17 protein-coding genes and 1 tRNA gene are annotated in these 25,204 nt (G+C 56.9%); 7 read left to right on the forward strand and 11 right to left on the reverse strand.

Annotated features, from left to right (window positions below; translation table 11 throughout):
* Positions 1–114: 114 nt before the first annotated feature.
* From hpnE to HDF14_RS14600, 4 genes are read right to left on the reverse strand one after another with little or no spacing between them, the layout of a single operon-like run.
* Positions 115–1,536, reverse strand: a complete 1,422-nt coding sequence (gene hpnE, locus HDF14_RS14585; protein ID WP_183977936.1) for a hydroxysqualene dehydroxylase HpnE — start codon at positions 1,534–1,536, stop codon at positions 115–117.
* Positions 1,533–2,477 carry a phytoene/squalene synthase family protein gene (locus HDF14_RS14590; RefSeq protein ID WP_183977938.1) on the reverse strand — a complete coding sequence of 315 codons (945 nt, stop codon included), beginning with the start codon at positions 2,475–2,477 and terminating at the stop codon, positions 1,533–1,535. The genes hpnE and HDF14_RS14590 overlap by 4 nt, the downstream gene beginning before the upstream one ends.
* The gene (hpnC, locus tag HDF14_RS14595) at positions 2,474–3,415 is read right to left on the reverse strand and encodes a squalene synthase HpnC (RefSeq protein ID WP_183977940.1); all 942 of its coding nucleotides are present in this window, start codon (positions 3,413–3,415) and stop codon (positions 2,474–2,476) included. The genes HDF14_RS14590 and hpnC overlap by 4 nt, the downstream gene beginning before the upstream one ends.
* Positions 3,412–4,470: a zinc-dependent alcohol dehydrogenase gene (locus HDF14_RS14600; protein ID WP_183978073.1), complete on the reverse strand. Its 1,059-nt coding sequence runs from the start codon at positions 4,468–4,470 to the stop codon at positions 3,412–3,414. Before HDF14_RS14600 ends, hpnC begins: the two co-directional genes overlap by 4 nt.
* A 126-nt stretch (positions 4,471–4,596) precedes the next feature.
* Between HDF14_RS14600 and HDF14_RS14605 the strand changes: the two genes are divergently transcribed.
* The 3 genes from HDF14_RS14605 to HDF14_RS14615 all read left to right on the forward strand — a co-directional run bounded on the left by HDF14_RS14605 (position 4,597) and on the right by HDF14_RS14615 (position 7,197).
* Positions 4,597–5,376: an MlaE family ABC transporter permease gene (locus HDF14_RS14605; RefSeq protein ID WP_183977942.1), complete on the forward strand. Its 780-nt coding sequence runs from the start codon at positions 4,597–4,599 to the stop codon at positions 5,374–5,376.
* Between the two features lie 18 nt (positions 5,377–5,394).
* Positions 5,395–6,240: an ABC transporter ATP-binding protein gene (locus tag HDF14_RS14610; protein WP_183977951.1), complete on the forward strand. Its 846-nt coding sequence runs from the start codon at positions 5,395–5,397 to the stop codon at positions 6,238–6,240.
* 99 nt (positions 6,241–6,339) lie between these two features.
* Complete coding sequence (locus HDF14_RS14615) at positions 6,340–7,197, forward strand: ATP-binding response regulator (protein ID WP_183977953.1); 858 nt, start codon at positions 6,340–6,342, stop codon at positions 7,195–7,197.
* 21 nt (positions 7,198–7,218) lie between these two features.
* Here HDF14_RS14615 and HDF14_RS14620 read toward each other — a convergent pair whose 3' ends face one another.
* From HDF14_RS14620 to HDF14_RS14630, 3 genes are all read right to left on the reverse strand, one after another.
* Positions 7,219–8,394, reverse strand: coding sequence for an acyltransferase family protein (locus tag HDF14_RS14620; protein ID WP_183977955.1), 1,176 nt, complete (start codon positions 8,392–8,394; stop codon positions 7,219–7,221).
* Between the two features lie 160 nt (positions 8,395–8,554).
* Positions 8,555–9,892, reverse strand: coding sequence for a hypothetical protein (locus tag HDF14_RS14625; protein ID WP_183977957.1), 1,338 nt, complete (start codon positions 9,890–9,892; stop codon positions 8,555–8,557).
* Positions 9,893–10,080: 188 nt separating this feature from the next.
* A complete protein-coding gene (locus HDF14_RS14630; RefSeq protein WP_183977959.1) occupies positions 10,081–10,719 on the reverse strand; it encodes a flavin reductase family protein in 639 nt (212 codons plus the stop codon).
* Positions 10,720–11,115: 396 nt separating this feature from the next.
* Between HDF14_RS14630 and HDF14_RS14635 the strand changes: the two genes are divergently transcribed.
* A complete protein-coding gene (locus HDF14_RS14635; RefSeq protein ID WP_183977961.1) occupies positions 11,116–11,958 on the forward strand; it encodes a hypothetical protein in 843 nt (280 codons plus the stop codon).
* An 856-nt stretch (positions 11,959–12,814) separates the two neighbouring features.
* On the opposite strand, the gene HDF14_RS14640 is transcribed toward HDF14_RS14635, so the two are convergent.
* Complete coding sequence (locus HDF14_RS14640; protein WP_183977963.1) at positions 12,815–14,125, reverse strand: BON domain-containing protein; 1,311 nt, start codon at positions 14,123–14,125, stop codon at positions 12,815–12,817.
* A 294-nt stretch (positions 14,126–14,419) separates the two neighbouring features.
* A tRNA-Met gene (locus tag HDF14_RS14645) sits at positions 14,420–14,496 on the reverse strand.
* 1,177 nt (positions 14,497–15,673) lie between these two features.
* Here HDF14_RS14645 and HDF14_RS14650 point away from each other — a divergent pair.
* Positions 15,674–16,759, forward strand: a complete 1,086-nt coding sequence (locus HDF14_RS14650; RefSeq protein WP_183977965.1) for an ATP-dependent DNA ligase — start codon at positions 15,674–15,676, stop codon at positions 16,757–16,759.
* Positions 16,760–16,782: 23 nt separating this feature from the next.
* Here HDF14_RS14650 and HDF14_RS14655 read toward each other — a convergent pair whose 3' ends face one another.
* Positions 16,783–18,162, reverse strand: a complete 1,380-nt coding sequence (locus HDF14_RS14655; protein WP_183977967.1) for a DNA polymerase domain-containing protein — start codon at positions 18,160–18,162, stop codon at positions 16,783–16,785.
* A 481-nt stretch (positions 18,163–18,643) separates the two neighbouring features.
* Positions 18,644–20,038 (reverse strand): hypothetical protein, encoded by a 1,395-nt coding sequence (locus tag HDF14_RS14660; RefSeq protein ID WP_183977969.1) that lies wholly within the window; start codon positions 20,036–20,038, stop codon positions 18,644–18,646.
* A gap of 325 nt (positions 20,039–20,363) precedes the next feature.
* Here HDF14_RS14660 and HDF14_RS14665 point away from each other — a divergent pair, with 325 nt between their 5' ends.
* Both HDF14_RS14665 and HDF14_RS14670 read left to right on the forward strand, forming a co-directional pair.
* Positions 20,364–21,539: a phosphatidylinositol-specific phospholipase C1-like protein gene (locus HDF14_RS14665; RefSeq protein ID WP_183977971.1), complete on the forward strand. Its 1,176-nt coding sequence runs from the start codon at positions 20,364–20,366 to the stop codon at positions 21,537–21,539.
* 162 nt (positions 21,540–21,701) lie between these two features.
* Positions 21,702–25,175: a TonB-dependent receptor gene (locus tag HDF14_RS14670; protein WP_221304698.1), complete on the forward strand. Its 3,474-nt coding sequence runs from the start codon at positions 21,702–21,704 to the stop codon at positions 25,173–25,175.
* Positions 25,176–25,204: the final 29 nt, after the last annotated feature.

The raw sequence follows: 25,204 nt of genomic DNA on the forward strand, positions 1-25,204 counted from the left end.
GGGAGGACATCCACCTCTCCCTGACCGAGATCAGGTATACAAGTCACGAAGTGACCGCCCCAAGCGCAGTGGGCCCGTCCGGCAGGACACCTTGCCGGGCATAGAAAATCCAGCTCAGTCCCGGCTAAGCCACCGCATCAACCCACTAGCCGGAGTCTCCGGCGCCATAAATCGCGTCGCATCCCCCACCACCGCCCCCGCTGCCAGCCTTCCACTCCGAACCCCACCCTCCATCGTCGAAGGCCACTCCGTAGCAGTCCAATCGCCCGCAAGAAAAAGCCCAGGCCACTCGGTCACCTGCTTCGGACGAAACTGGTCCAGCCCCGTTGTCACGGAAAAAGTAGCCCGAGCCTCCTTCAACACGCCGCTCTTCACCAGCCTCGCTCGCTTCACCTCAGGAAAAAACATCTCAAGCTCCTTCAGCGCCGAAGCCAGAATCTCCTCCCGAGTCATACCCAACTGCGCCCGCGAGCCAGCGATCACGACCTCGACATAACTTCCCTTCTCCTTTGCATACCGCCTGATGCGCGACTTATGAAAGAACCACTCAATCGTCGTATCCAGCAGCCACGCATGATCAAGATCCGTAATCTCGCGGTCATACCAAAGCAGAATAGAAGTAAACGGAGAATGTATCTGCCGAGCCATCTTCAGCTCAAGGTCGTCCTTGACCTCCTCATACCCTCGCGCATACTCCTCGTTCACACGAACCGTCGGCAGCAGCTTCTGCGCCTGTTCAAACGGAAGCGCCAGAATCATCGCATCTGCCATATAAGCTGCATCGGCAGTATTTGCCCGCCATCGCCCATCCGGCTCCTGCACCAGCCCTTCCACGCTCGAACGAAGCCGCACCGTCCCCCCATAGGCCTCGATCATCCGCGCCTCAGCCGCATAAAACTCACTCAGCGGAACCGTAGGTATCCCCAACCGCCCCCCGGTTGAAGACTTCACGAACAGCTCATGAAACACCTTCCCCGCATACCGCGTGGAGCAGTGCGACAGACGATCATTCAAAGTTGCCATCACAATAGGACCCCAGAAGTGCCGAATCGAAAGTTCCGTCTGCTTCGTCCGCTTCAACCAATGCTCAACACTCTCGCTATCTTCCGCCGGATATCCGCGAAAGAAATCCATCAGCCCACGCGTGAGCCCCAACTTATCCTTCCATCCCAGCATCGACATGCCCAGAAAACTCGGAGCAAAGTGAAGCGGCGCCGGAAGATCGCTCGTCACAATCGTGCTCACGTTCCCATTCGGTTCGAGAAAAGTCTGCTCGTCATACCACCGAATCTTCTTAGCGGTGCCGGCCTGTTCGCACAACTCAATCAGGTTCGTGCAACATCCCAGCAGCACATGCTGCGAGTCCACCGTCTCCTGCAGCGCAGGGTGCTCATACGAATAAGCCCTGCCACCCACATAAGGCTTACGCTCAAGCACTGTGACAGACTTCCCCGCCCTCACCAGCGCACTTGCCGCAGCCAACCCTGCCGTGCCCGCCCCCACAACAATCACATCGCTATGTTCTGCACCACTCACGAAACCATCCGGTTACGCACAGCCATCCCCATCCCCTGCGCCATAATCATCAGTTTTCTCGAAGTCGGCACACTCACGCGCTCAGAAAAAACATCGTAGTTCTTCGCCATAATCCGTTCGAGAAGCCCGCGGTAGATCGTCACCAGAACCCAAAGCGCCGCGCGGCTATCCTTATCGATCAACGGCAGCAACTCCTCCGCCGCCGCGTAGTACACAAGCGCCCGCGCCGCCTCCTGTGCCAGCAGACTCCGCACAACCTTCGTCTCAGCCTCTCGCCGAACCACCTGCAACAACTGCTTCACTTCCACCCTGCCGGAACTCAGATCCTGCAGTGGAAGATAGATCCGACCGCGCCCCGCATCCTCGCTCACGTCTCGCAGAATATTCGTCAACTGAAATGCAACACCGGTCTTCTCCGCCAAATCCTCCGCCCGAGGGTCCGTATACCCAAAGATTTTGATACAGACCAGCCCCACCACCGAAGCGACCAGGTAGCAGTACCGATACAACCCTTCGAAATCCTGATACACCTGCAGCGTCTGCGTCTTATCTGCCACCGTTTCAGTTACATAAACCATCCCCGCCTGGCTCCCTTCGAGATCCAGGTCCATCGTCGTGCCCCTCACCAGGTCCTCCAGCAGAGCATCCGGAATCGCGAATCTCCTCTGCGTATCATTCAACGCCAGAAAAACCGGGTCATCCGACACTCCACTTCGCCGCGCCGCACGCCACGCCTCAAGCCAATCCGCCATCACCACCCGCCGCTCCGCTACTGGCAACGTCTCATCATCGGAGATATCGTCGGCCCGGCGCATAAACGCGTACACCGCGCACATCGCATTCCGCTTGTTCTCCGGCAGAACGCGAAACGAGTAATAAAAATTCTTGGCCTCCCGTTGCGCGATCCCCGCGCACACGGCATAAGCTTCAGCAATCGTCACGAGGACATCCCCGCGCGCGCCTTGCCGGCCAGCGCCTCCATCAGCAATCCCACCTTCCGCGCCTTCGACACCACAGGCCTGCCACGAAGCACATCAAAGTCCTGCCTCGCGATGCCATTCAGAATCGCCTCTCCACCCTTGCGAAACAAGTCCAGCACCACCTTCAGCTCTTTATCCACATGCAGGCTGATCTCACCACCCTCAAGCAGCATTGCCCGTGTCCGCACCACCAGCTCCTGCATCATCCCGCGAAACTCCGGCGTAAACACCCGCCCCTCGATCTGCCCTTCCTCCACCCCAAACCGCAGCATCGACTCCGCAGGAACATACCGCCTTCCCCGCTCCTTATCCTCCACCACATCCTGCCAGAAGTTCGCCAGTTGCAGCGCCGTACAAACCTTGTCCGACATCAACGCCCGTGCTTCATCCGTATACCCGCACACCCAAAGCACCAGTCTTCCCACCGGATTCGCCGAGTAGTGCGAATACTCCAGCAACTCCTCCCAGCTCTCATACTCCGTCTTGTACTGATCCATCCGAAACGCATGCAGCAGATCCAGGAAAAGCTGTCGCGGCGGATCGCACTCTCGAATCGTCTCATGCAGCGCCACAAACACTGGATGCATCGACCGCTCCGGCGCGTCGTAACACTCCTCCAGCATCGCTCCCCACGTATTCAGCAACCGCGTCGCCACCCCGCGATCCTCCACCTCATCTCCCAGATCATCGGCCACACGGCAATAGGCGTAGATACTCTCGAAGTGGGGCCTGACCTTAGCTGGAAGGAAAAACGTCGCTACATGAAAGTTCTCATAGTGAGTCGTCGCAAGCTCTCTGCACCACGCCTGTGCCTCTGCAAGAGTCGGCCGCTCCAACGGCGTCAGGTACTCCGGCGGAGCGCCTACCAGCGCATGTTGCGTCACAGTCGTCTCGCTCATCGTGGCCCGCCCTCTGGAAACACCGCCGTCTTGATATCCTTCGCCCAACCATTATTCCTGTGCATCATGCCTGCAAAGATCGCCGGCACCTCATCCAGCCCGGCGCGTCCCGTAATGTACTCCGCACACTTGAACCGTCCACTCGTCACCAACTCAAACGCGGTCCTGCAAGTCGCCGGCGTATGGTGAAAACTTGCCTTCAACGTAATGTCCCCATAGTGCAGCCGGTTGGTATCGAGCTTCACCTTCGTCCCGCTGGGCGGCCCGCCAAAGAAGTTCACCAGCCCACCCTTCCGCACCATATCGACCGCCCACTCCCACGTCGTGGGGGTCGCGACAGCTTCGATCACGATGTCGGCTCCCCGTCCTTCATTCGTCAAGGCGCGCGTAGCAGCAACAACATCCTTCGCCGCATCCACCAGAACCACCTCGCTCGCACCAAACAGCTTTGCCGCGCCCACCTGGTGCTCGCGTTTCACCACCGCAATCACATCCAAGCCAGCAATCTCCGCCGCGTGCATAAACATCAACCCGATCGGTCCCGCTCCAATCACCACCATGGTGTCCCCGGCCCGAGCTCCACTCTCCTCGAGCCCTCGCACCACACAGGCCAATGGTTCGGTCAGCGCCGCATACTCCAGCGGAATCCCATCCGGCACCAACAACGTATTCTTCTCGACGATCCGCGCCGGTATCCGAATAAATTCTGCGTAAGCCCCATTGTTGAAGAGCAAGTCCTCGCACAAGTTCTGCTGTCCGTGCCTGCAGAAAAAACACGCATCACACGGGGCCGAGTTCAATGCCACCACACGGTCCCCCACCTTGAACGCCGTCACCCCGGCGCCAACTTCCTCCACCACCCCGGCCAGCTCATGCCCAAACGGAATCGGCGGCTTCAGCATCATGGCGTGGTAGCCTCGCCGATAGACCTTCAAATCGGTCCCACAGGTCAGTGCGGCGCCCACACGCACTACTAGTTCTCCGGCCTCGGCCTGCGGCACTGCCATGCGTTCCAGCCGCAAATCTTCCTTGCCGTACAACACCGCCGCCGTCATCTCAGCTTTCACTCTTCTATCTTCTCATCCCCACCCGGTCGATGCACCCTCGATCGCCTCCTAACCCCTAAAGAACCTGCAATCTTCGTCGCGGCGTCTGCATCTGATAAGCTGAGCCACATAAACATGCCCTTTGTCTCTCCAGAGATCTTCGCTAAGCAGACACTTGCCTCCATCCAGGACTACTCCATCCTGTCCTGGCGTGCCGTCTCTAACCTCTTCACCCGCCCGCGTTACATGGCCGACATATACACCCAGATGGACTACATCGGCGTCGGTTCCATGCCCATTGTTGTCCTCACCGGCTTCTTCACCGGCTGCGTCCTGGCCCTCCAGTCCGCCACCTCGCTCGAAGCCTTCGGCTCGGTTAGCCTCACTGGCAACCTCGTCGCTCTCTCGATGGTCAAAGAGCTGGGCCCGGTTCTCACCGGCCTCATGGTCTCCGGCCGCAACGCCTCCGGCATGGCCTCCGAGATCGGCTCCATGAAGGTCACCGAGCAGATTGACGCCATGCGAGCCCTCGGCACCGACCCGGTCCGCAAGCTCGTCACCCCGCGCCTCTACGCCACCATCTTCATGCTCTTCTTCCTCACCATCATGTCCGACGCCTGCGGTATCGCCGGAGGCGCGCTCATCAGCATCGCCCTGCTCGGACTCAACGGCTCATCCTATTTTCACAACTCTTACCGTGCTCTCCAATACGGAGACGTCGTACAGGGTCTCGCCAAGCCCCTCTTTTCCGGCTTCATCATTGCAACCGTCGGCTGCTACTTCGGTATGAACACAAAGGGCGGCACCCAGGGCGTCGGCAAAGCCACCACCCAGGCTGTCGTCATCTCCTCGGTCTTCATCATCATCGTCGACCTCATCGTCACTCGTGCCATGATCGGTATCTTCGGCAGGTAAAAGGCAGAAATTCACGTCATGACGGCAGACCTCGCCCAATCCGGCTCCGCAACGCTCCAGCAGGAACCAGACTCACAGGAGCCCATCGTCGTCGTAGACGATGTCTCCATCATCTTCGACGTTAAACCCGTCCTCCAGAACATCTCCTTCACCGTCCAGCGCGGCGAAACCCGCATCATCCTCGGCCCCGCAGGCGGCGGCAAATCCGTCCTCATGAAGCTCGTAAACGGCCTCCTCAAGCCTGACACCGGATCCATCCACGTCTTCGGCCACGACGTCTCCACGATGCCCGAAGTCGACCTCTTCAAACTCCGCAGCCGCATCGGCATGGTCTTCCAGGAGTCGGCTCTCTTCGACTCCCTCTCCGTCGGTGACAACGTCGCCTACCGCCTCCACGAAGACCGCGTCTCCGAGGAGGAGGTTCACAGCCGCGTCATCGAAGCGCTCCAGTTCGTCGCCCTCGAAAACACCATCGATAAAATCCCCTCCGAACTCTCCGGAGGAATGCGCCGCCGCGTCTCCATCGCCCGCGCCATCATCACCCATCCCGATCTCATCCTCTACGACTCCCCCACCGGCGGCCTCGATCCCATCACCTCCACCACTATCATTGACCTCGTCATCAAGCAGCGCGACGTCACCCAGACCACCTCGCTCGTCATCACCCACCGCATTCAGGACGCCTACCTCCTCGCCCGCAGCCGCTTCAACACGCAAACCGAAAAAGTCGAGCAGATCCCCAACAACGGCATCGACGACAGCACAAAATTCCTGGTCCTCAACGAAGGAAAAGTAGTCTTCGACGGCACCACCGAAGAGCTCGTCCACTCCAACGACCCCTGGCTCAAGGAATACCTCTCCTGATCTTCGTCTCAACCGATCTGCCCACCGCCTCACCTCCCATTCACTGAGTTTGAGTGATAATAGTTTCAGGTCATCTAGTTCACTCTCTCGGAGCGTTTTATGAGCCGGGTCCTCGTCATTGGAAGTCACGCGAAGGTGAGCCAGGAGATCAGCAGCGCACTCAAAGCTGCGGGTTTGCCTTTGGAGCATTCTGCCGGGCATGTCGACACCCTGCAGCGCTTGCGCAAGCGATCCTTTGGGGTCGTCATCACCAGCCCCGACAGCGCTCTTGACGAAGACCTGGCCTTGCTCGAAGAGATGCGCGCCATCAGGCCCGGTGTAAAGTGCATCGTCCTGGCCAGCCACGGCACTCCCGATGGTGTAATCGCCGCCCTGCGTGCCCGTGTCTTCGCCTGCTTCACCCCTCCGTTTGACCCCTACAACATCGCGAACCTGGCCCGCCGCGCCGCCTCCGACAGTCAATGGCGCGACGACATCCATGTTTTATCCGCTCGCCCCGGCTGGGTGTCAGTCCGCGTCAACTGCCGCATCGTCAACGCTGAGCGCCTCTTGAGCTTTGCGAAAGAACTCAGCGCTCAGCTGCCAGAAGACATCCAGATGGACATGATGCTGGCCCTGCGAGAGATCCTGATGAACGCAATGGAGCACGGAGCCGCTTTCAATCCCGAACAGGTCGTTGAAGTCACCAGCATTCGCACCGAAAGATCCATGGTGTTTTACCTGCGCGACCCCGGCGCCGGATTCCGCCGCGAATCACTCAGCCACGCGGCCATTGCCAATCCAACCGATGATCCCACCAACCACATCGTGCAGCGCGAGCAGGAAGGAATGCGTCCCGGCGGGTATGGTCTTCTCGTAGCGGCCGGAACAGTGGACGAATTGATCTACAACGAAATCGGCAACGAAGTAGTCCTGATCAAGTACCTCGACTCCCCGCCGCATTTTAAAACCACCTAGCCAAGCATTTGTCAGAGCACCCTAAGCCATCAAGCTCGGTATAGCCGGTGCACTCCGTGGCAAGGAAGACACATCGAGATCCCGATGCCCCGGGGTTGAGGGAGGAGCCAGCTTATGACCTAAGCGGACAAACGGCTTCTCAATGCAGAAATAGCTCAGAAGGGCCAATGCGAAAAGCACCAGATAGTTTTGTGGTCGCCCACCCGCCCAGACGAGGGGCCTCCACCGCACGACAGTCTCGGGGCTACTGCTGTGAAAAACGATTTGTTGCCACAGATAAAGACTGTAGGAAATTCGTCCAATGAACCGAAGTGGAGATAGTTCCAGGAATCTCGTTGTCCAACTACCAGGGTGCAACATGGTAGCCACCACGCAAAACGCGAACAAGTACGCAATGTTTGATGAGTGTTCGCCAATGAGATTGAAAGGGCCCGGTAGATGAGCGTTGGCCACGTAGCTATGAACTTCGAGGAATAAAAACCCAGCTACGAACACCAGCCACGGGCGAAGCCATCGAACCGCGTGTTGTCGGAACCATTCGAGCTGTAGAAGGATGCTGAGAAAGGCTCCGAAAAACAGGTACTGTATCTGCCAATAGGTACGTCCTCCTGACACATCGTCAGAGAAAAGACCATGCCTGATGGCAATCTGCTGGCCAACGATAAGACCGAACAGAAGTATGAAAAGGACGGCTGCCCTGTTCCGGCGAACGGTCAAGATGAATATGGACAAGAGAATATAAAAATGTTCTTCCAGCGAGAGCGTCCAGAAGTGAGCACTGAACCAGCCTAGTCCCAACTCGGCGACCCGATTCGCCCAATGTGCCTGAAAGTTGCGAAACAGGAAAAGAGCACCAAACCACCGGCTCCACTTTTCCTGTAAAGCCCCACAAAGCATTAAAATGGCCAGGACACCTAAGTATGTCCAGGCTGCGGGCTGGATACGGAAAAACCGTCGTACGTAAAAACTCTTGATGCGGAAAGATCCGCGTGTCTTCTCATCTTCCAGAATGCGCCAGGTGACAAGCACCCCGCTGATTGCGAAGAACAGGTCTACCCCTACAAACCCAATGTCCCGAAACCGTTCCAGAACGTGAAAGGGAAACTTGCCGCCTTGATCGTGCGTTAGCACAACACCGATCACCGCTAATGCCCGCCAGCCGTCCAAGCTGGGCAGATAGCCTGTTTTTTGCCTCAAAACACTTCCTGAATTTCCCATTTTTGTAGATGCCTAGTATCTTAGCCCTCTTTCACCTTATCCCATATGCGCAAACAGGAAAGCATGCGCCCCGGGGATACGGTCTTCTCTCTTTGCGGCCAGCAGACATGCGGCAGCGAGAAACGATTGCCAATCTCTCTCAGGCCTTAGCCTGCGTATCCTCCAGAGGAACGATATGACCCGCGGCGCGAAGATAACGGAAGAGATGATCCAACGGTGGCTTGGGCAAAAAATCGTCCAGCGTCATCAGATCACGATCAGCGGACTCCCGCAAAAGACCTTCGGGAAAGCCGCCAAGCGCATCGACCAACACTTCCTTCTGCATGGGAGCAACGTAGATCGTAACGTCGGTGGAGAGCAATCGGCCGAAGCCTTCCAACACGGCGCCGGGCGAAGCCTGAAACACCGTCTCTTCCATCAGATGAAGAAACATGGAGATCCAGAGAACCACCCGGATGGGCGCAGCTGTATAGCGGCGAAAGTAATTGACCGCCTGGTAGCCCTCCGGATAATTACTGACCACAACGGTGCCCAAAGGCGCAAGCTGCTCGATCAGAGCCAGCAACTCCGCATTATCAGAGGCCGCGGGGCCGTCAAGATTTTGAGCATTGACTTCGAAGACACCTAACGGTTCGCGGTCCGAGGGAATCCCTTCAGCCAGTAACTTCTGTCGCGCTGCCTCAATCACTTCGGGAGCAGATGGACCAGGATGGCCGTGCAAGGTACGCTGCACGATCAGTGGACGCTTGCGAAGAGGAGTAGCTGGTTCGACCACCTTAGCCTCGGAATCGAACACCAAAGCGCGGGACATGCCCGCGCGGAGCAGATTCAGACACCACAGCCGTGAGTCTGCACCAGCGAACACAGGGCCACTCAGTTCAAGAGCGTCGATCTCCAGCCGCTCAATGGATAGATCATCGAACAGCCCAGCCAGAAAGGCCTCCGGCGAAGACCGCTGATGATAAGAGGCATAAATCAGATTCACCCCAAGCGTGCCGATGGCCTGCTGCTGCAGCTGCGCAGTGGAATCCCCCAGATTGATGTGGAGAAGAATCTGATTCGGCTCACCACCAGGTTCGGCCTGGAAGCGGAAACCAAGCCAGCCGTGTTGTTCATTGGTTCCCTGATAGTTTCGCGTCGCGACAGTATCCGCAAAAACGAAAAATCGTGTATGTGCGCCGCGATCTTTGCCAAGCCGGGTGAGCAGAATCTCATACTCGTGATCGAGCATTGCCAGCAGGCGCTCCTTGGAAACGTAACGCGTACCAGCACCGTAGATGTCGTCGCTAACGGTCTTGTCGTATGCCGAGATGGCTTGCGCGACCGTTCCCGAGGCAGCGCCAACGCTCAAAAACCAACGCGCCACCTCCTGACCGGCTCCAATCTCAGCAAACGTCCCATAGAACGAAGCCTCCAGATTGATCGCCAACGCTTTCGCATGAATGTCGGTTGATTGCGGGAGTGTTGAGTTGGGCACAAGTGTCTCCGTTTTGCGAAATTCAGGATGGGCGCGAGTATATCGTATGCGAGCGCACGAGATTGCACTTGCCACGGCGCCCTTTCTTGAGTAGTTGGCACACCAATAGCTCAGTCAATCCACTTGAAGAAAATGTTGCGTAGGTAACGCAAGAGCCCAGTCACAGCAGCTCCCGATGTATAGATACCCTACCGCTTCCCTTTCTTCCACTCGTCATAAGGAATTCTCGGAATGTTCAAAAACGAATCCCGCGTCTTCACGTAAGCCCCCAGCCCATTCATCCGTCCAATCGCATGCAACTCCTCCGACAGCACATAAGGCCCCGCCGGATCGACAAACTTGTCGTCTATATAAATCGACACCACGCGCCCCAGCACAATCCGCGACCGGCCAATCTCCATCGTCGTAAACTCTTTGCACTCGAGCGCGGCATGCGCCTGCGCAATCCGGGGCACCTTCACGACCTGCGACGGCGCCGTCGTAAATCCAGCCATCTCCAACTCGTCGAACTCCGCCGGAAAATCCGTAGCGCAGATATTCATCTGCTGCGCGATATCCTCGGTCACCACATTCACCACAAACTCCCCTGTCCGCCGAATATTCCGCGCCGTATCCTTCGGCACATGATCGCTCTCAGGCCGATTCATCACTCCCATCCCGATGATCGGCGGATCGGTGCAGAGGTAGTTGTAAGAACTGAAAGGCGCAGCATTCATCCTGCCCTCATGATTCATGCTCGTCACCAGCGCAATCGGCCGAGGTGCAACCAACCCGATCAGCAGGTTATAGGTCTCACGCGCCTTTATCTTCTCAATATCAAAAATCATCTCGACTCACCTGTACTCTTCAGCAGCCTAGCACCGACTCTTGCCGTTGCTTTCGCCTGCCCTCCTGGTTGTCATCCACGAAGCGGGCCGGTTTGCTGTTGCCTTTCTCGTTGTCATCCCCGAAGGGGATCTGCTGTTGCCATTGCTGTGCTGTTGCTTTTCTTGTTGTCATCCCCGAAAGGGATCTGCTGTTGCCATTGCTGTTGTCGTTGTTCTTTCCGCTCCCGTCACTCGCCCCAAAACTCATATCATCCCGAGCAAAGTTGCTCACGGCACTTCGTGTGCGGCTCAGTCGAAGGGTCTCTAAGCGCACAGCAGCCATTCAATCAGGTATCTCCACGCCGAATTGCAGCGAAATTACCAGCTATTATGGGTGTCGTAGATTTGGAGGTCGTCTTGAACTTACTTGATCGTTTTCTTGTTCAGTTGGCGCATCCATTACCGTTCCGGAGGCGATTGGTTCGAAAACTCTTGAGCCAGGTAGAAATCGGGTCCTTTGAAACGCGGCTACGGGTGGGTGCGTTTCCTCGGCCTCATTATGCTATGTGCCTCTATTACGCGGCATTGCAAGCTAAACATCTCGGCTATCGTGCCATTTCGGCGGTTGAGCTGGGCGTCGCAGGCGGAAGTGGACTGCTCTGTATGTCCGAGCTTGCCAGAACTATTCACAAGGAGCTTGGAGTTGAAATCTTAGTTACTGGTTTCGATGCCGGCTCGGGTCTTCCCGACAGTGACGATCCGCGTGATGTTAAATATTACTGGAGCGCAGGAGCGTTCCCGATGAACCGCCAAGCACTCCAGTCCCGACTTGCCGGCAGGGCGGAGCTCATCATCGGAGATGTGGCGGATACGTGTCCGAAATGGAGCCCCTCGGCTGATGCACCGCTTGGTGTGATCGCATTCGATTTGGATATGTACACCTCAACAATGGCGACGTTTTCGCTTCTTGAAAAAGAACGCGTGCTGCCAAGAGTATGGTGCTACTTCGACGATATCATCGACGAACCTCAGTCGTGCCTCACAGACTTTCTCGGCGAAGCAGCCGCCATTGAAGACTTCAATCGAATGCCTCAGCGCCAAGTCCTGGGGGACAATCTTTCACGAGCACGTGTATTCGGCGGATACCCAATTGGTGAGTCTTGGCACAGGAAAATCTACCTTTATCATCGTTTCACGCACCCGCAATACAACATCTCTACCTACGATAGAAGCAGCCAGGAGCAACTATCCTTGGTTTGACAACTTTGGATGCCGAAGGCGTCGGTTCAGCCGACGAGTGCCCGGGTGGAGAGCAGGTGAGCATGGCGATAAGTTCGACGTCCTTCCCCTGTCAGTACCGAATAGATGCAAAGCCTTCTCCGCGCGCACAACCACTTCATACAATTCCCTGTCCTGACGTCTCACTGCTAGGGCGCGACAGCCGTTGGAATCAGGCAGACTCGAGGCTGTGGCTATTCGTGGATTCTTGCATTGCTGGAGCCTTCCTCGACAGCAGAGTGATTCGAATTCGCTTCTGAAGCATTCCAATTGCCTGCCGCGCGAGCGGCAGTGACACTCTATTCACGCACGAGGCTTGCTCCCTTGTCGCTGTCGTTCCTTGTTACCGTTCCCCAAACCCTGTCAAGCCCCCAAACATCGAAAACCCGCGTCAAATAAGGAGAATCACGTGGCGTAGCAGTTACCCCAAATCAGATAAACTTAAAGTAACGGTTTAATAAAGACGTCGGCCAGCCAACAAGCACAGAACCATCATTCATGTTCGGCCATAAGTCGTTCAAATACAATATTTTGCAAGTAAGTCCTTTTGTTGGAATATTTTACAGGCACTACCCCTGTCTAACCTATGCCAAACAATAGACTTACGTCCAAAATACCCCCGGGGGAGGGGGAGGGGTCGCCTCAGTCGACTAACCAGAGCTCGCCCACGAGATCGGCCCAACAAAGCCACGCACTTCACCACAACAGCCATACATCGCACCACAAATTGACCGCAAAATGAAAACGCCCGTGCAGCCGAAGCTGCTTCACGGGCGCATCGAAATCTGAGAACGAAAAAAAGGAGAGAGCCAAACAACAGCCCTCTCCCAACGACGACTTAGTATGGCCGGTAGTAGCCCGGACCGTAGTAATAGCCCGGAGGCGGCGGAGGAGGATACCTGCGGCGGAACTGCGGATCCGCTCCCACCGGAACGCCTGCGCCCAACCGGTTCAGCTCAGCCTGCGACACAGTCGTAATATCCGCCGGCTGAACCAGATGGAATACCAGGATCGCCTCAGGCGGCAACGCAGCCTCGCCTTTGCCCGAAGCGGCCGACACACCCAGACCAGCCACGCCGCCGACACCCGCGCCAACGGCAGCACCAACACCGCCTCCAGCCACACCGCCGATCAACGCACCAACTGCACCCAAACCAACGGTGTTCGCAACCGTACTTCCAGTCTTATCGGCCCCCTGGTGCCACCAGAAATCGGTAGCAATCGGATAGACCCTGCCACCCAGAGAAACAGAATTGAGTTGCAACTTCAGCTCGCCTTTGCCCTTCAACTCGCCTGCAGTATGCACCGCAACCACGGTTCCCTGGATAGAAGCACCTCGAGGGATCGCGATCGCGCCACCAGCAACCACGTCATTCAGAACAACACCGTCAAACATCGTTCCGACCGTGGTGCTCTTGCTGTTCATCCCCTGGTTAATCCGAATTCGCAGGTTCGTTCCAACCGGCACAACCACAGCGTCTCCACCCTTCTGCGCCACATAAGGCCGCTGCGGCGGATACTGCGGCGGGTAAGGCTGGCCATACGCCGGATACTGTCCCTGCTGCTGACCCTGATAAGGAGGCGGATATTGGCCACCTTGTTGAGGAGCCCCATAGGCTGGCGGGTACTGGCCAGCCTGCTGCCCCTGATACGGGGGTGGGTATTGGCCGGACGTCCCCTGCGGCGCACCTGCCGCGGGCGAACTATTCGGGGCGGGAGGGCTATTTGGCGCGGGTGGATTCTGAGTTTGAGGAGGAGCAATCGAACCATCAGATTGAAGATTCGGATTCGTCCCTTGCGATGCGTCCTGGGGTTGCGACGGTTCGTTGTTGGTGACAGGCGGCACAGAGCCAACGACCAGTTGATCAACCACCTTCACAACCCCAGCGGTATTCGAAACCAGGTGGTCTGCCAGATCACGCAACGGCTCATCACGAACGGTGCCACTCAGCGTCACTACACCGTACACGGTAGTGGAGGTGATCGCTTGATCGGCCAATTCCGGGGCACCAGCCAAAGCCTTCAGAACACTCGCTTCAATCTGGGCGTCGGGCAGGGTTGCCGCCTTTGACTGCGCAAATCCTACACCGCCTGCCAACACCAGCCACGCCATCAAAAATGCCGCCATCGCCAACTTCGAAAAAGACATGCAATTACACCTTCGGTACATACCACACCCTCCGCTCCACCTCTGGCGCGACGCTCCATCCGCCACGCTAATACTCTATGGATGCAGACTCGGTTTTCTGAAAAAAGTTACGCTCGCCCCTACTCGACATAGGCAAGAAAAGCGATTGTAGGCGCGGAGCTTGAGAGAGCCATCAACGAAGCACTATAAAGCTGAAGAAGAAGAGAATGCAGACGTTGTTGTCGGCTTATCTCGTATCGAAGAAAAGGCTCGGGAGTCGACATCTCCTAAGCCTTTGAATATCAACATGTTCTTTGGTTGCGGGGGTAGGATTTGAACCTACGACCTTTGGGTTATGAGCCCAACGAGCTACCGGGCTGCTCCACCCCGCTCTTTGAATATACCGTTACTTTCGACTAAGGTCAATCAACACCGGAACGGAGGCACTAGCTGCGCGGCCTCAAGATTCCGTCCCCATTCAGGCTGTCCGCCATACACGTCCAAGGTGAAGGAGCCCGTGAGCTCATGTCCTATGCGTTCCTGGATTGTCTTCAGTGGGACGCGGAGAGCGTCGAGCATTACCACGTTGAAATACAGAAGGCATGAGAAGCGGCTTGCGGGATTTCCAAGGGCGAAAGCAACATGTCATCTTGCGACGACGACGTACGTTCATGTCCCAGGGCTTGCCTCTCTTTGACGAAAAGAGGTAATCATGGCCTTTGGCTCTCTGCCGGACGATTTGCTCCCAAAGCAAAGAGACACGTTGAGGGGACAAGGCCAGCGACCGGATAGAGTTGTTCGTCTTCGGTGCCTGTTCCTTGCCGAGTCAAACGGACTGATTGACGGTAAGCCGTTCTCCGTCATGGTCGGTCAGTCTAAGCCCCGCAAGTTCTCCTGCCGTTTGAGGCAGCTTTTGGTAAAGGCATCACCATGAAGATGGCCAGACCAACATGCATAACTCATGAAACCTCTGCTAGAACGGATCGAGAAGGGATTGATCCGACGTACACCATCTCGCATCGCATCACGCTTGAGCAGGCACCTGAGACGTACAAGGTCTGGCGAGACAAGAAAGAAAATGTGACAAAGATCGTGATCGATCCCTGGTCAGACGTTGCGGCCTAGGCAAAATACCGTTGTTGGGCATCACGCCTTTGACGCTCACTGTAATTCTGGAGATACCGAATATGAGTTCCGATAATCCGATTTCCCGCCGCGATCTCGTCACCCATCTGGGAACAGGGATGCAGTAGCTGCGATTGCTGCGGCTGTTCCTAATGCACAGGCTCAGTCGCGGAATCCGCTACCTAAGTAACGAGTGAATTCCTCGTGCGTTCTGGCGCTTCGAGCTCAAAAGCTAACCGGGTCAATGAGTGCATCGGCCTGTTATCACCCGTTGAGGTCGTGGAAGTGCACGGCTATCAGTAAGGGTGTTTGAGGCAACGGGCATCAAGGGTCAAGCGCGTGGCCTGTTCGATAGACTGCTGCTCTTGTTGCTCTGTGGTCACGTTCTAAATCAGTTACACGCGCTGATTCGCCATTGGATGCGCGACGTGCATCCAACACATCGTGTCGCTGCCACTGCCATCGCCGATCCTGCCCATGCTCGCGAAACGGGTTGAGGAGATTCCTCCACACGCAAAGGGGTGGAGTTTCGAGCCGAAGTGGGATGGCTTTCGCACTGTGATATTCCGCAACGGCGAAGAGCTACTGATTCAGAGCCGCGACGGAAAGCCGCTTGACCGCTACTTCCCCGAACTCCGCAAGCCCCTGCTGCAACAACTGCCGCGACGATGCGTTCTGGACGGCGAGATCGTTATCGCGCGTGAAAGCGGTCTCGACTTCGATGCGTTGACGTTACGTATTCACCCCGCGGCATCGCGTGTCAATACGCTCGCCGCACAATCCCCGGCATCGGTTGTCTTCTTCGACCTGCTTCAGCTTGCGGATCGCGATCTGCGTGACGAGCCTTTCACAGTAAGGCGCCGTGAACTCGAACGACTTCTCGTCGACGTGCAGGCCCCGCTGCATATAACGCCTGCAACGCAGGACCGCGCCACTGCGGAGGACTGGTTCACGCGCTTTGAAGGCGCAGGCCTCGATGGTGTCATCGCCAAGGCTGTCGCGGGGCCGTATACGCCCGACAAGCGCACCATGCTTAAGATTAAGCACGAACGAGACTGCGATTGCGTTGTCGCCGGCTTCCGCTGGCACAAAGACAATGAAGGGACTGCAATTGGTTCGCTGTTGCTGGGTCTCTACAACGACGCAGGGAATCTTCAGCACGTTGGGGTCTGTGCCAGTTTCACCGCGGCCAGACGCAGGGAGCTGGTAGATTTTCTTGCACCCTATCGCGAAGGCGCCCTGCTCGACCACCCTTGGGCAGACTGGGCCGACAAGGCGGCACACGCCAGCGGCCGCATGCCCGGCGGCCAATCGCGATGGAACGCAGGCAAGGACCTGAGCTGGCAGCCGCTACGCATTGAGCTCGTGGTCGAGGTGGCCTACGAGCACATGCAGGGCAACCGCTTTCGCCACCTCGCCCACTTCCGGCGCTGGCGTCGTGACAAGCCAACAGGAGACTGTACCTACGAGCAGCTCGAGGTCGTTCCACCGCAGGAGCTGATGAGCATTTTCTCAGAACGAACCTCGTGAAATCGATCAACCCGAGCAGTGGTTCAAGATGGCTGCTCTTGCAAATCGCTCCATGCCCGGGTTGGGTCATCATCCGGATCGGGCACGCCCTGCGTGGGCCTCGATGCCTCTGGTACGTGGCGCAGGTTCACGCGAATGCGATACCAGACATATGCCGAACCGCGCATACGATCTACCAGCACATCATCCGGCGCCAGTAGTGCCGCAGCTTCGGGATGCTTCTCCTTCCAACGTTCCAGCCCGGCTTCCGCCGCAGCCTTATCGGATGACTGCGCAATCACGATGAGCGGCATAGTCGACTGCCGGCGACCCTTCTTCGCAACGGGAGCAGCCGCAGGATCCACGTCTTCTCCCTCCGCCTTTGTGACCTTCTTCTTTGTGGCCTTCTTCACGGCAGAGGTACGGGACCTCGAGGGTTGTACGCGCGCGGGCTCGCCCTCTATTTTGCGGAAGTGCGGTGGCCACGGAGCATCGTCGATGCCCTCTGCCTCATCACGCGCAGCCATCTCCAGCAATGCATCGAGCACGTCTGCGTGCTCATTCATCGCGGCGTGCGGGTCGCCAATGTTCGCAAAGCGATTTGGCATCGTTAATACGGTGAAGTCGGCAGGATCGCATGTCATTACTTCATCCCAGCGTAGCGGTGTACTCACACGCGCATCGGGGAGTGGCCTTACCGAATAGGCTGAACAAGTGGTGCGATCTTTCGCGTTCTGGTTGTAGTCCAGGAAAACGCCATGACGCTCTTCCTTCCACCACTTGCTGGACGCCAGAGAACAGCGCCTCTCCACCGCCCGCGCCAGCGCCAGCGCCGCCCGGCGTACCTCGATGAAGCTCCACCGTGGCTCGATCCGCACGTTGATGTGGATGCCGCGAGACCCGCTGGTCTTCGGCCACGCTACAAGGCCAAGCTCATCAAGAAGAGCCTTTACCTCCATGGCCACCGCGCGTACATCGGTCCATACCACGCCGGGCTGCGGATCAAGGTCTACGCGTAGCTCATCCGGATGATCGAGGTCTCCGGTGCACACCGGATGCGGATGCAGCTCCATACAGCCGAGGTTGACGATCCACGCGAGGCCAGCCGCATCATCGACGACTACTTCCTCCGCGGTACGCCCCGAAGGGAACGACAGGGTGACCGTGCGCATCCACTCCGGCAGGTCGCTAGGTGCGCGCTTCTGGTAGAAGGGCTCTGCCTCCGCACCATTCACAAAGCGTTTCAGAACGACTGGGCGATCCAGGATACCGCGCAGCGCACCCGGCGCCACGGCGAGAAAATAGCGGACGATATCGAGTTTTGTGAGCTGCACGCCGCGGGTGAAGTACGGCTTGGACGGGCTGCTAATGCGCACCATGCGGCCAACCACCTCCAGCAACTCCGCGTCGTCTACTTTCGCCATCACAACCCTCACTGATTAAGTGTGATGCGTCCCGTACGCCGCACGTCTCTAGTAAGTCCGTTTCAAGTGAGCGGATTCCAGCTCAATCCCGGTATTTGTCCCCACTAAGTACCAGGCGTTTATTGAAGACGACTCTTGGATAGCGCGAAATCGCTGATGCTCTCATCGAGCGGCAGATTAGCAACGAAGACAATGGCTTGTAGGAACCAGTCGCTTGATGCTGACCTTTGCTGGGGTTCGGCAGAGGTCTGAAGCGTTCCAGAAAAGTAGGTGCCAGGAACTACGGACATGCGGAGGAGCTCATAGGTTCCTCAATCAGGTTCACTTTCACGACACCCAGAGTATTCCGAAGTGAACAATTCCGCCCGCATGGTTCGATGTGTGCAGTCAGGCCGATATCCAGTTGGCGTGTCATTTGTCCCAATCTGTTCGGGTTCGATGGTCCCGTGGACTCGCTTCTCCTCAAGACATTGCAATAAGTTTATCTCTGAAGGATCCGCTGAGAGATGATTCGTGGACGTGGAGCGTTCGCTCCAATGTTACTGGTCTCCAGCAAAACTTCGAACGACCGTATATTACCGTTCGAATCGAAGATCTTGCCCAACAGCGGGGCCGAAGCATCGCTGAAAAGAAAGTCCGCTGCGGCCTCTGTGCCAGCCATGTTGATTCCCTCGATCAGAAGAACGTGGCCCGTGCCATCCAGATTGCAAGTGACGACAATCAGACCGAACGTGCTGTGTGCGGAGTCGCTCTGGTTCGTCTTGTAATATTCATCCTCCCCCGCCATAGGATGAAGATTGTGAATGACTACGTCGTCGACCTTTGGCTGATGTTCGAACTGAAAATTTAGATCCCTTTGAAACAGATCCACCCAGGGATTGGAATCGAAGGACCCTAGCAAAATGACGTTTGACTGCTTCAAGTCATCCAGAGTCACCTCGCGCGCATATCGCACTTTGAACCGGTTCTTCACTACTGCTGGAAGCTGAGATATAGATGAAACGACATGTAGATCCACGACACTGGTATAGCGCCGTCCGCCCAGTTCGTTCACCATGGCTGAATCTATACCGGAAGTGGCGGACGTGTGCTTTTGATACTCTCCGGCTGCGTACTCTGCCAAGGGGATCCTTCTATTGGTGAGATCCTGATAGATCACCAGCCCGCTGTCGGCCGGTACCAGCAGTGTGTCTCGTGTCGACGAGAAGAAGACGTTCCAGAAACGATCCGAAACACTCTGCTGCGGCGACTTAATATGGATGTCCCGCGCCACCACGAAGACAAGAGCCAAAAACAACGCAGCACATAAGGCTTTCAGCCCCAAGACCTGCCGACCTGGCAGCACCTGGTCCTTCACCGCCCGATCAACTATCTCTTCCGGTTGTTGTTGCGACGAGTCGCCGACGACTTCGATCAATCGCACATGCACAGGATGCTGTCTGCTCTCCCCGACGGCTTTATCGTCTTCAATAAAAATCGGCACATAGCCGCCCCGGGGAACAGCGATCCGGATCGTCTCATCGATGCCTTCGCTGTTGAAGTACTCATCGAGTCTCTGCCGCAACAGACGCGCATAGTTGCGAACAATATTGTCTTCGCCAGGGTTGTATCCCTGCGGACGTCGAAAGACATGTTCGCCGATCAACTGCTCGGTGATCTCGCTGGTCTGATCGAGCAGGTGCTTCTCGCAAATATAGAGGATGAAGCTGATCAAAAATTTGGATTTGGCGAATCCTTTACTCGCAGCGACTCGTCTCGCGACGCTCCAACGCGGATCCTCTTCAAGCGGCATAAGTTGGTCCGCAACGACCGTTCCTAGACGTTCCGCTTCGGCGGACTCTCGCCCCTTGCTTATTGAAGTATCTTCCACTGTCATTAGTAGACATCGACAGGACTAGCTTTTTGTTACTGCTCCATGAATCCGGAAGATATATGAGATATCAAAGATTACGACAGCATAAAATAATTATCGGCGCCTACTTATAAACAATTTGTTTTCTGCCAGATGAGAGTTATCACCTTCGTGTGTACTCCATCCTTTACACCGTGGATCCCCCTAACGAAGAACCTATTAGCAGAGGAAGATCAAATCTCAACAAAGAACAGAATCCTTGGACCGGCGGCCAGGGCCACATGCTATCTCCTATTCCGTATTATCGGCCAACCTGCTCTCCGACCATCTCAGAAGGATGTAAGACAAGATGACGAATTTTCGAGCGACACTTCCACTTATGATCATGCTTCCGCTGAGCGGCCTCGCGCAGCAAAATACCATTGCCGAGCAGGATCGAACGCTGCGCATCAATCAGATTCAAGTCATAGGCAGTCATAACAGCTATCACTCTGGCATCGCCCCAAGCGAACGCAAGCTTATCGAGCAACAGAACCCAAAGGCGATGCGCGCGCTCGACTATGCTCATGCTCCCTTGGCCGATCAGCTGACCGGCGGCGTGCGTCAGCTTGAGATCGACATCTACGCCGACTCGAAGGGCGGCCGCTACTCGCATCCAGCCATCGTCGGCAAAGTTGCAGAAGCGGGACTTCCAGCCGATCCCGACTTCGATCCGCAACACGAGATGGACAAGCCCGGCTTCAAAGTGATGCACGTCATGGATGTCGATCAGCGCAGTTCCTGCCACACCTTCATCGCCTGCCTCACGACAATTCGCGGCTGGTCGCAACAGCATCCGCTGCATCTACCCATCTTCATTCTGGTTGAAACTAAGCAGGGCCGTGAAGGATCAGCGCCGCAAGCCCACACGCCGGAGCCGTTCACCTCTGAGACCTTCGACGCGCTCGACGCGGAAATCCGCTCCGTCTTCTCTTCGAACGAGATAATCACACCAGACCAGGTTCGTGGCAGCTACGACACACTGCTCGAAGCCGTTCAATCCCTCGGCCCAGCTTCATCCGGTTCCAGCAAGAAGAGTGGTGGTTGGCCAACGCTCTCAAACTCTCGCGGCAAGGTCATCTTCCTTATGGACCAACGCAACGTCGGCCCCGTTTACACACAGGGACATCCTTCTCTTCGTGGGCGCCTCATCTTCACCAACGCCGCACCTGGTTCGCCGGACGCAGCCTTCACGGAAGAGAACGATGGAACGAAGGCCGAGATCGACACCCTCGCCCGTCAAGGATATCTCATCCGCACCCGCACCGACGACGGCACTGAAGCCGCGCGTACCAACGACCATACCCGAGCCGACATCGCTCTTTCCAGCGGCGCACAGATGTTAAGCACCGATTACCCATCCTCCGAGCCTTCGCGTTGGACTGGATTCTTCGTTGGCCTCCCGCATGGTCTGGTCGCTCGCTGTAATCCAATAATCGCGCCGACCGGATGTGTCGATTCGTTGCTTGAGCCTTCAATGAAATAGGACAAGAAACTTCAGCAAACTATTGCGGCCCACCCTCCTGCGTCGCCGGGAGGCCGCCACCTAACGCCCCGACTCAACAGATTCTTACGTTCTCACCAGGAGGCACGTGTGTCAAAAACGCAAGCAACATCATCCGCTCCTAATGAATCGATATCCTCAAGGTTGACGAGGTTCGCAGCCAATCTCCACTGTGTTTCTCGTCTGCTGCTTATCGCACTGCTCATCGGCGTTGCGGCCATCAGCCCGGCGATACTACTTGCCCAGTCCGACAACTCCTCGATCGCCGGCGTCGTCACCGATCCCTCTGGAGCTGGCGTCGGTGCAGCAGCCATCACCGTAATAAGCGAGCAGACCGGCGCCGAGCACCAGACCATCAGCAACAAATCCGGCTTCTACACCATCGCTGGCCTTGCACCGGGCAAATACACCGTCAAGGTAGTGGCCCCGGGCTTTGACATGGTTACTAGAACGAACAACAACCTCGACCCAGCGATCCCTGCAACAGTCAACGTCTCTCTCGTCGTCGGCAAAGATAACGAGTCGATTGAAATAACCGCGAACGAAACGACTTTGCAGGCCGACAGCGCCACCCTCGGCCGCGTCATCACCAGCAGCCAGGCCGACAATCTTCCACTCAATGGCCGCAACCCAATCTATCTCGCACTTACCAAGGCCGGCATTACCAGTATCACGAGCACCGTCTCCTCCCCAAACTTCAGCACCGGCCTCGGCGCCATCAACATCAACGGAGCCCGCGAGCGCGACAATCTTCTCACCTACGACGGCGCCGTCGCCGTTCGCATCCGCGCAAGTGGTGACTCCGTCGGCACACCCGACCTCGACGCCGTCGAAGAAGTCCAGGTGCTCTCAACCAACTACCCTGCAGAGTACGGTCGATCCATTGGCGGTCAGATCCGCATTATCACCAAGAGCGGCACCGATCACTTCCACGGCAGCGCCTACGAGTACTTTCAAAACCCCGTCCTTAACGCCAACACCTGGGTCCGCAACGACAACGCCAACAACTCAAACCCGAACTACCCCGCGGCCCTCAAGACAAACAGCGTCGCGCCATTCACATACAACCAGTTCGGCTTTGTCTTCGACGGTCCTCTCTATATCCCGCATGTCCTGCCGAAGGGCAAAGTTTTCTTCCTCTACTCCGAAGCCTTCGTGCGCAATCCTTCGCTCTCTACCGAGACAGACACGGTTCCCAACGCAGCCTTCCGAACCGGCGACTTCAGCTCCGTGGCGCAGCACATCAAAGATCCCATGTCCGGTCTCCCCTGCGATCCGAAGGCCGGCGGCCCTGGCTGCTTTCCCGGCAACATCATCCCCAAAAATCGTCTTAGCTTAAATGGCGTAGGTTTGCTCAATGCCTTCCCTACACCGACGCCAGGCTTTCAAATTGGTGCAGCCAACCTGCTCGAGACTGCGCACTATCCCATCCAGCAGCAGATCGACAGCGGCAATCTCGACATCCTTCCAACCGAGAAGGACTACATCCGCTTCCGCCTCATTCACTTCTACTATCACGAGGTGAACCCCTTCGCGACGTCGAACTACGACATCGTCCCCCGCATCTACAGTCGTCCCAACGAGACCGGTTCGCTCGACTACGTCCACACCTTCGGTCCCAGCACCACCAACGAATTTCTCTTCACCGCCAGCCATGACGCCGCTCGCCTCAGCATCGACACATCGACCGGCACCTACAACCGCACCGCATACGGCATCAACTATCCCTACCTCTTTCCTGCAGGCAAGGATCTCCCAAACAAAATTCCCACCATTGCGTTTGATACAACCGGCATCACCACACTCGATGGCAGCACCTACCCCTCTCACTCTCAGGGCGAGATCTTCGACTTCGCCGACACCGTCACCCGCATCATCGGCAACCACACTCTGCGCGGCGGCGCTCTCTTTGAGCGGGCTGGCGAAAACGATGACGATCAGATCGCCTTCGCCAATTCCACTCCCGGACAGACCAACAACCAGAACGGCAAGTTCGACTTCTCCAGCGCCAACACCAACGGCACCGGCTACGACCTCGCCGACGCGGCCCTCGGCGTTTTCAACACCTACTCCGAGATCGGTCCGCGCAACGAAACTCCCAGCCGCGCTAACATGTTCGAGTTCTTCGCACAGGACTCCTGGAAAGCTACGCCGAAGCTGCACCTCGAGTTCGGCATGCGATACACCAGCATTCACCCCTTCTACAGCATCTGGAACAACGCCGGAACCTTTGATCCCGCCTTCTACAATCCTGCTACTGCTGTAAAGGTGAACCCCACAACGGGTAATCCGAGCGCTGGCAGCGGTGACCCGCTCGACGGAACCGTTCTATTTGGCAATGGCTTTCCCGCCAGCGCAAACTCTCACGTTCCCATCGCCGTAACTGGACAGTACAACAATCTCTTCCACGATCTTCCGCGGGGCTACGTTCATGTGCAGAAGTACCTCTTCCAGCCGCGTCTCGGCGTAGCGTATTCGCTCAACAATAAAACGGTTCTTCGCACTGGCTTCGGTCGCTACACCAGCCGGCAAGGGACCTCAGACAACGTATTTCTCGGCGGCTTCGCACCGTTGCAGCAGGTGGTTTCGATCACAGGCGGCAGCGTAGACAACCCCGCTGGCACTGCAATCGGCACCGGCTCCTTCCCAACGCTTTCCGGCGACATCAACCAACAGTCCCCGCAACCTGAAGCCTACATCTGGAACGTATCTGTCGAGCGTGACCTTGGCTTCGATACCGTCGCTGATGTCTCCTACGTGGGCCGCCACTCTTTGCATCAGCAGTTTGAATCCGACGTGAACCAGGCGCCCATCGGAACCGCGCAGGCCTTCGGCACCAACGGTGTCAACGCTCATCGTCCGTATCTCGGTTACGCTGCTATCACCGAGGTCTATCAAGGCGACACGGCCTTCTATCAGGGCCTGCAGATCGACGTGAATCATCGCTTCAGCCACAGTCTCGGCTTCGGAGTCGCGTACACCTACGCTCACTCCCGCGACTGCGGCTCCTTCCAGAAGAACATCCTACCCAACGCCGACGACCCCAAAGGACTCTGCGGCACAGCCGACTACGATCTCCGCCAGGTCCTCGTCCTCAACTCCGTCTACCGCATCCCCTTCCGCAGCGGCAACCGCATCGCCAACGAAGCTCTCGGTGGCTGGCAACTCTCACAGGCCTATCAGTTCCAGACAGGCACGCCGTTCAACGTCGCAACCAGTCAGGACATCGCTGGCGTCGGCGCAGGCTTCCAGGGACAATTCCTTCAGATCGCTCCTGGCGCTACGCTCCACGGCAACGGAAAGTTTTCAAACGGCAAAGACAACAACTTCTGGTTCAATCCCAGCGCCTTCTCACTGCCTGCTGCCGGAACGTTCACCTCACAACACAACCGCAACCTGATCTACGGTCCCGGCCAGGCAAGCTTTAACGCAAGTCTGCAAAAGCGCTTCGCAACCTTTGAAGGTCAGGCACTCTCCTTCCGTTTCGACGCCTTCAACTTCCCCAACCACCCCAACTGGGCCGCACCAGACTCCACCTACACCGACGCAGCCTTCGGCAAGGTCACCAGCAAGACCGGCCAACGCGCCATGCAGGCCAGCCTTCGCTACTCCTTCTAACGCTCTAACATTGCAACAGCGCAAGAGCG

Origin of the sequence: Tunturiibacter gelidiferens (assembly GCF_014201335.1) — a bacterium.
In the GTDB taxonomy this organism is placed as follows: domain Bacteria; phylum Acidobacteriota; class Terriglobia; order Terriglobales; family Acidobacteriaceae; genus Edaphobacter; species Edaphobacter lichenicola_E.

Bases quoted from the DNA above. Each gene is read 5' to 3' on its own strand.
- HDF14_RS14660 (WP_183977969.1), bottom strand. From the start codon at position 20,038: ATGACAGTGGAAGATACTTCAATAAGCAAGGGGCGAGAGTCCGCCGAA.
- HDF14_RS14630 (WP_183977959.1), bottom strand. From the start codon at position 10,719: ATGATTTTTGATATTGAGAAGATAAAGGCGCGTGAGACCTATAACCTG.
- HDF14_RS14610 (WP_183977951.1), top strand. From the start codon at position 5,395: ATGACGGCAGACCTCGCCCAATCCGGCTCCGCAACGCTCCAGCAGGAA.
- HDF14_RS14655 (WP_183977967.1), bottom strand. From the start codon at position 18,162: ATGGCGAAAGTAGACGACGCGGAGTTGCTGGAGGTGGTTGGCCGCATG.
- HDF14_RS14605 (WP_183977942.1), top strand. From the start codon at position 4,597: ATGCCCTTTGTCTCTCCAGAGATCTTCGCTAAGCAGACACTTGCCTCC.
- HDF14_RS14615 (WP_183977953.1), top strand. From the start codon at position 6,340: ATGAGCCGGGTCCTCGTCATTGGAAGTCACGCGAAGGTGAGCCAGGAG.
- HDF14_RS14600 (WP_183978073.1), bottom strand. From the start codon at position 4,470: ATGACGGCGGCGGTGTTGTACGGCAAGGAAGATTTGCGGCTGGAACGC.
- HDF14_RS14665 (WP_183977971.1), top strand. From the start codon at position 20,364: ATGACGAATTTTCGAGCGACACTTCCACTTATGATCATGCTTCCGCTG.
- HDF14_RS14640 (WP_183977963.1), bottom strand. From the start codon at position 14,125: ATGTCTTTTTCGAAGTTGGCGATGGCGGCATTTTTGATGGCGTGGCTG.
- hpnC (WP_183977940.1), bottom strand. From the start codon at position 3,415: ATGAGCGAGACGACTGTGACGCAACATGCGCTGGTAGGCGCTCCGCCG.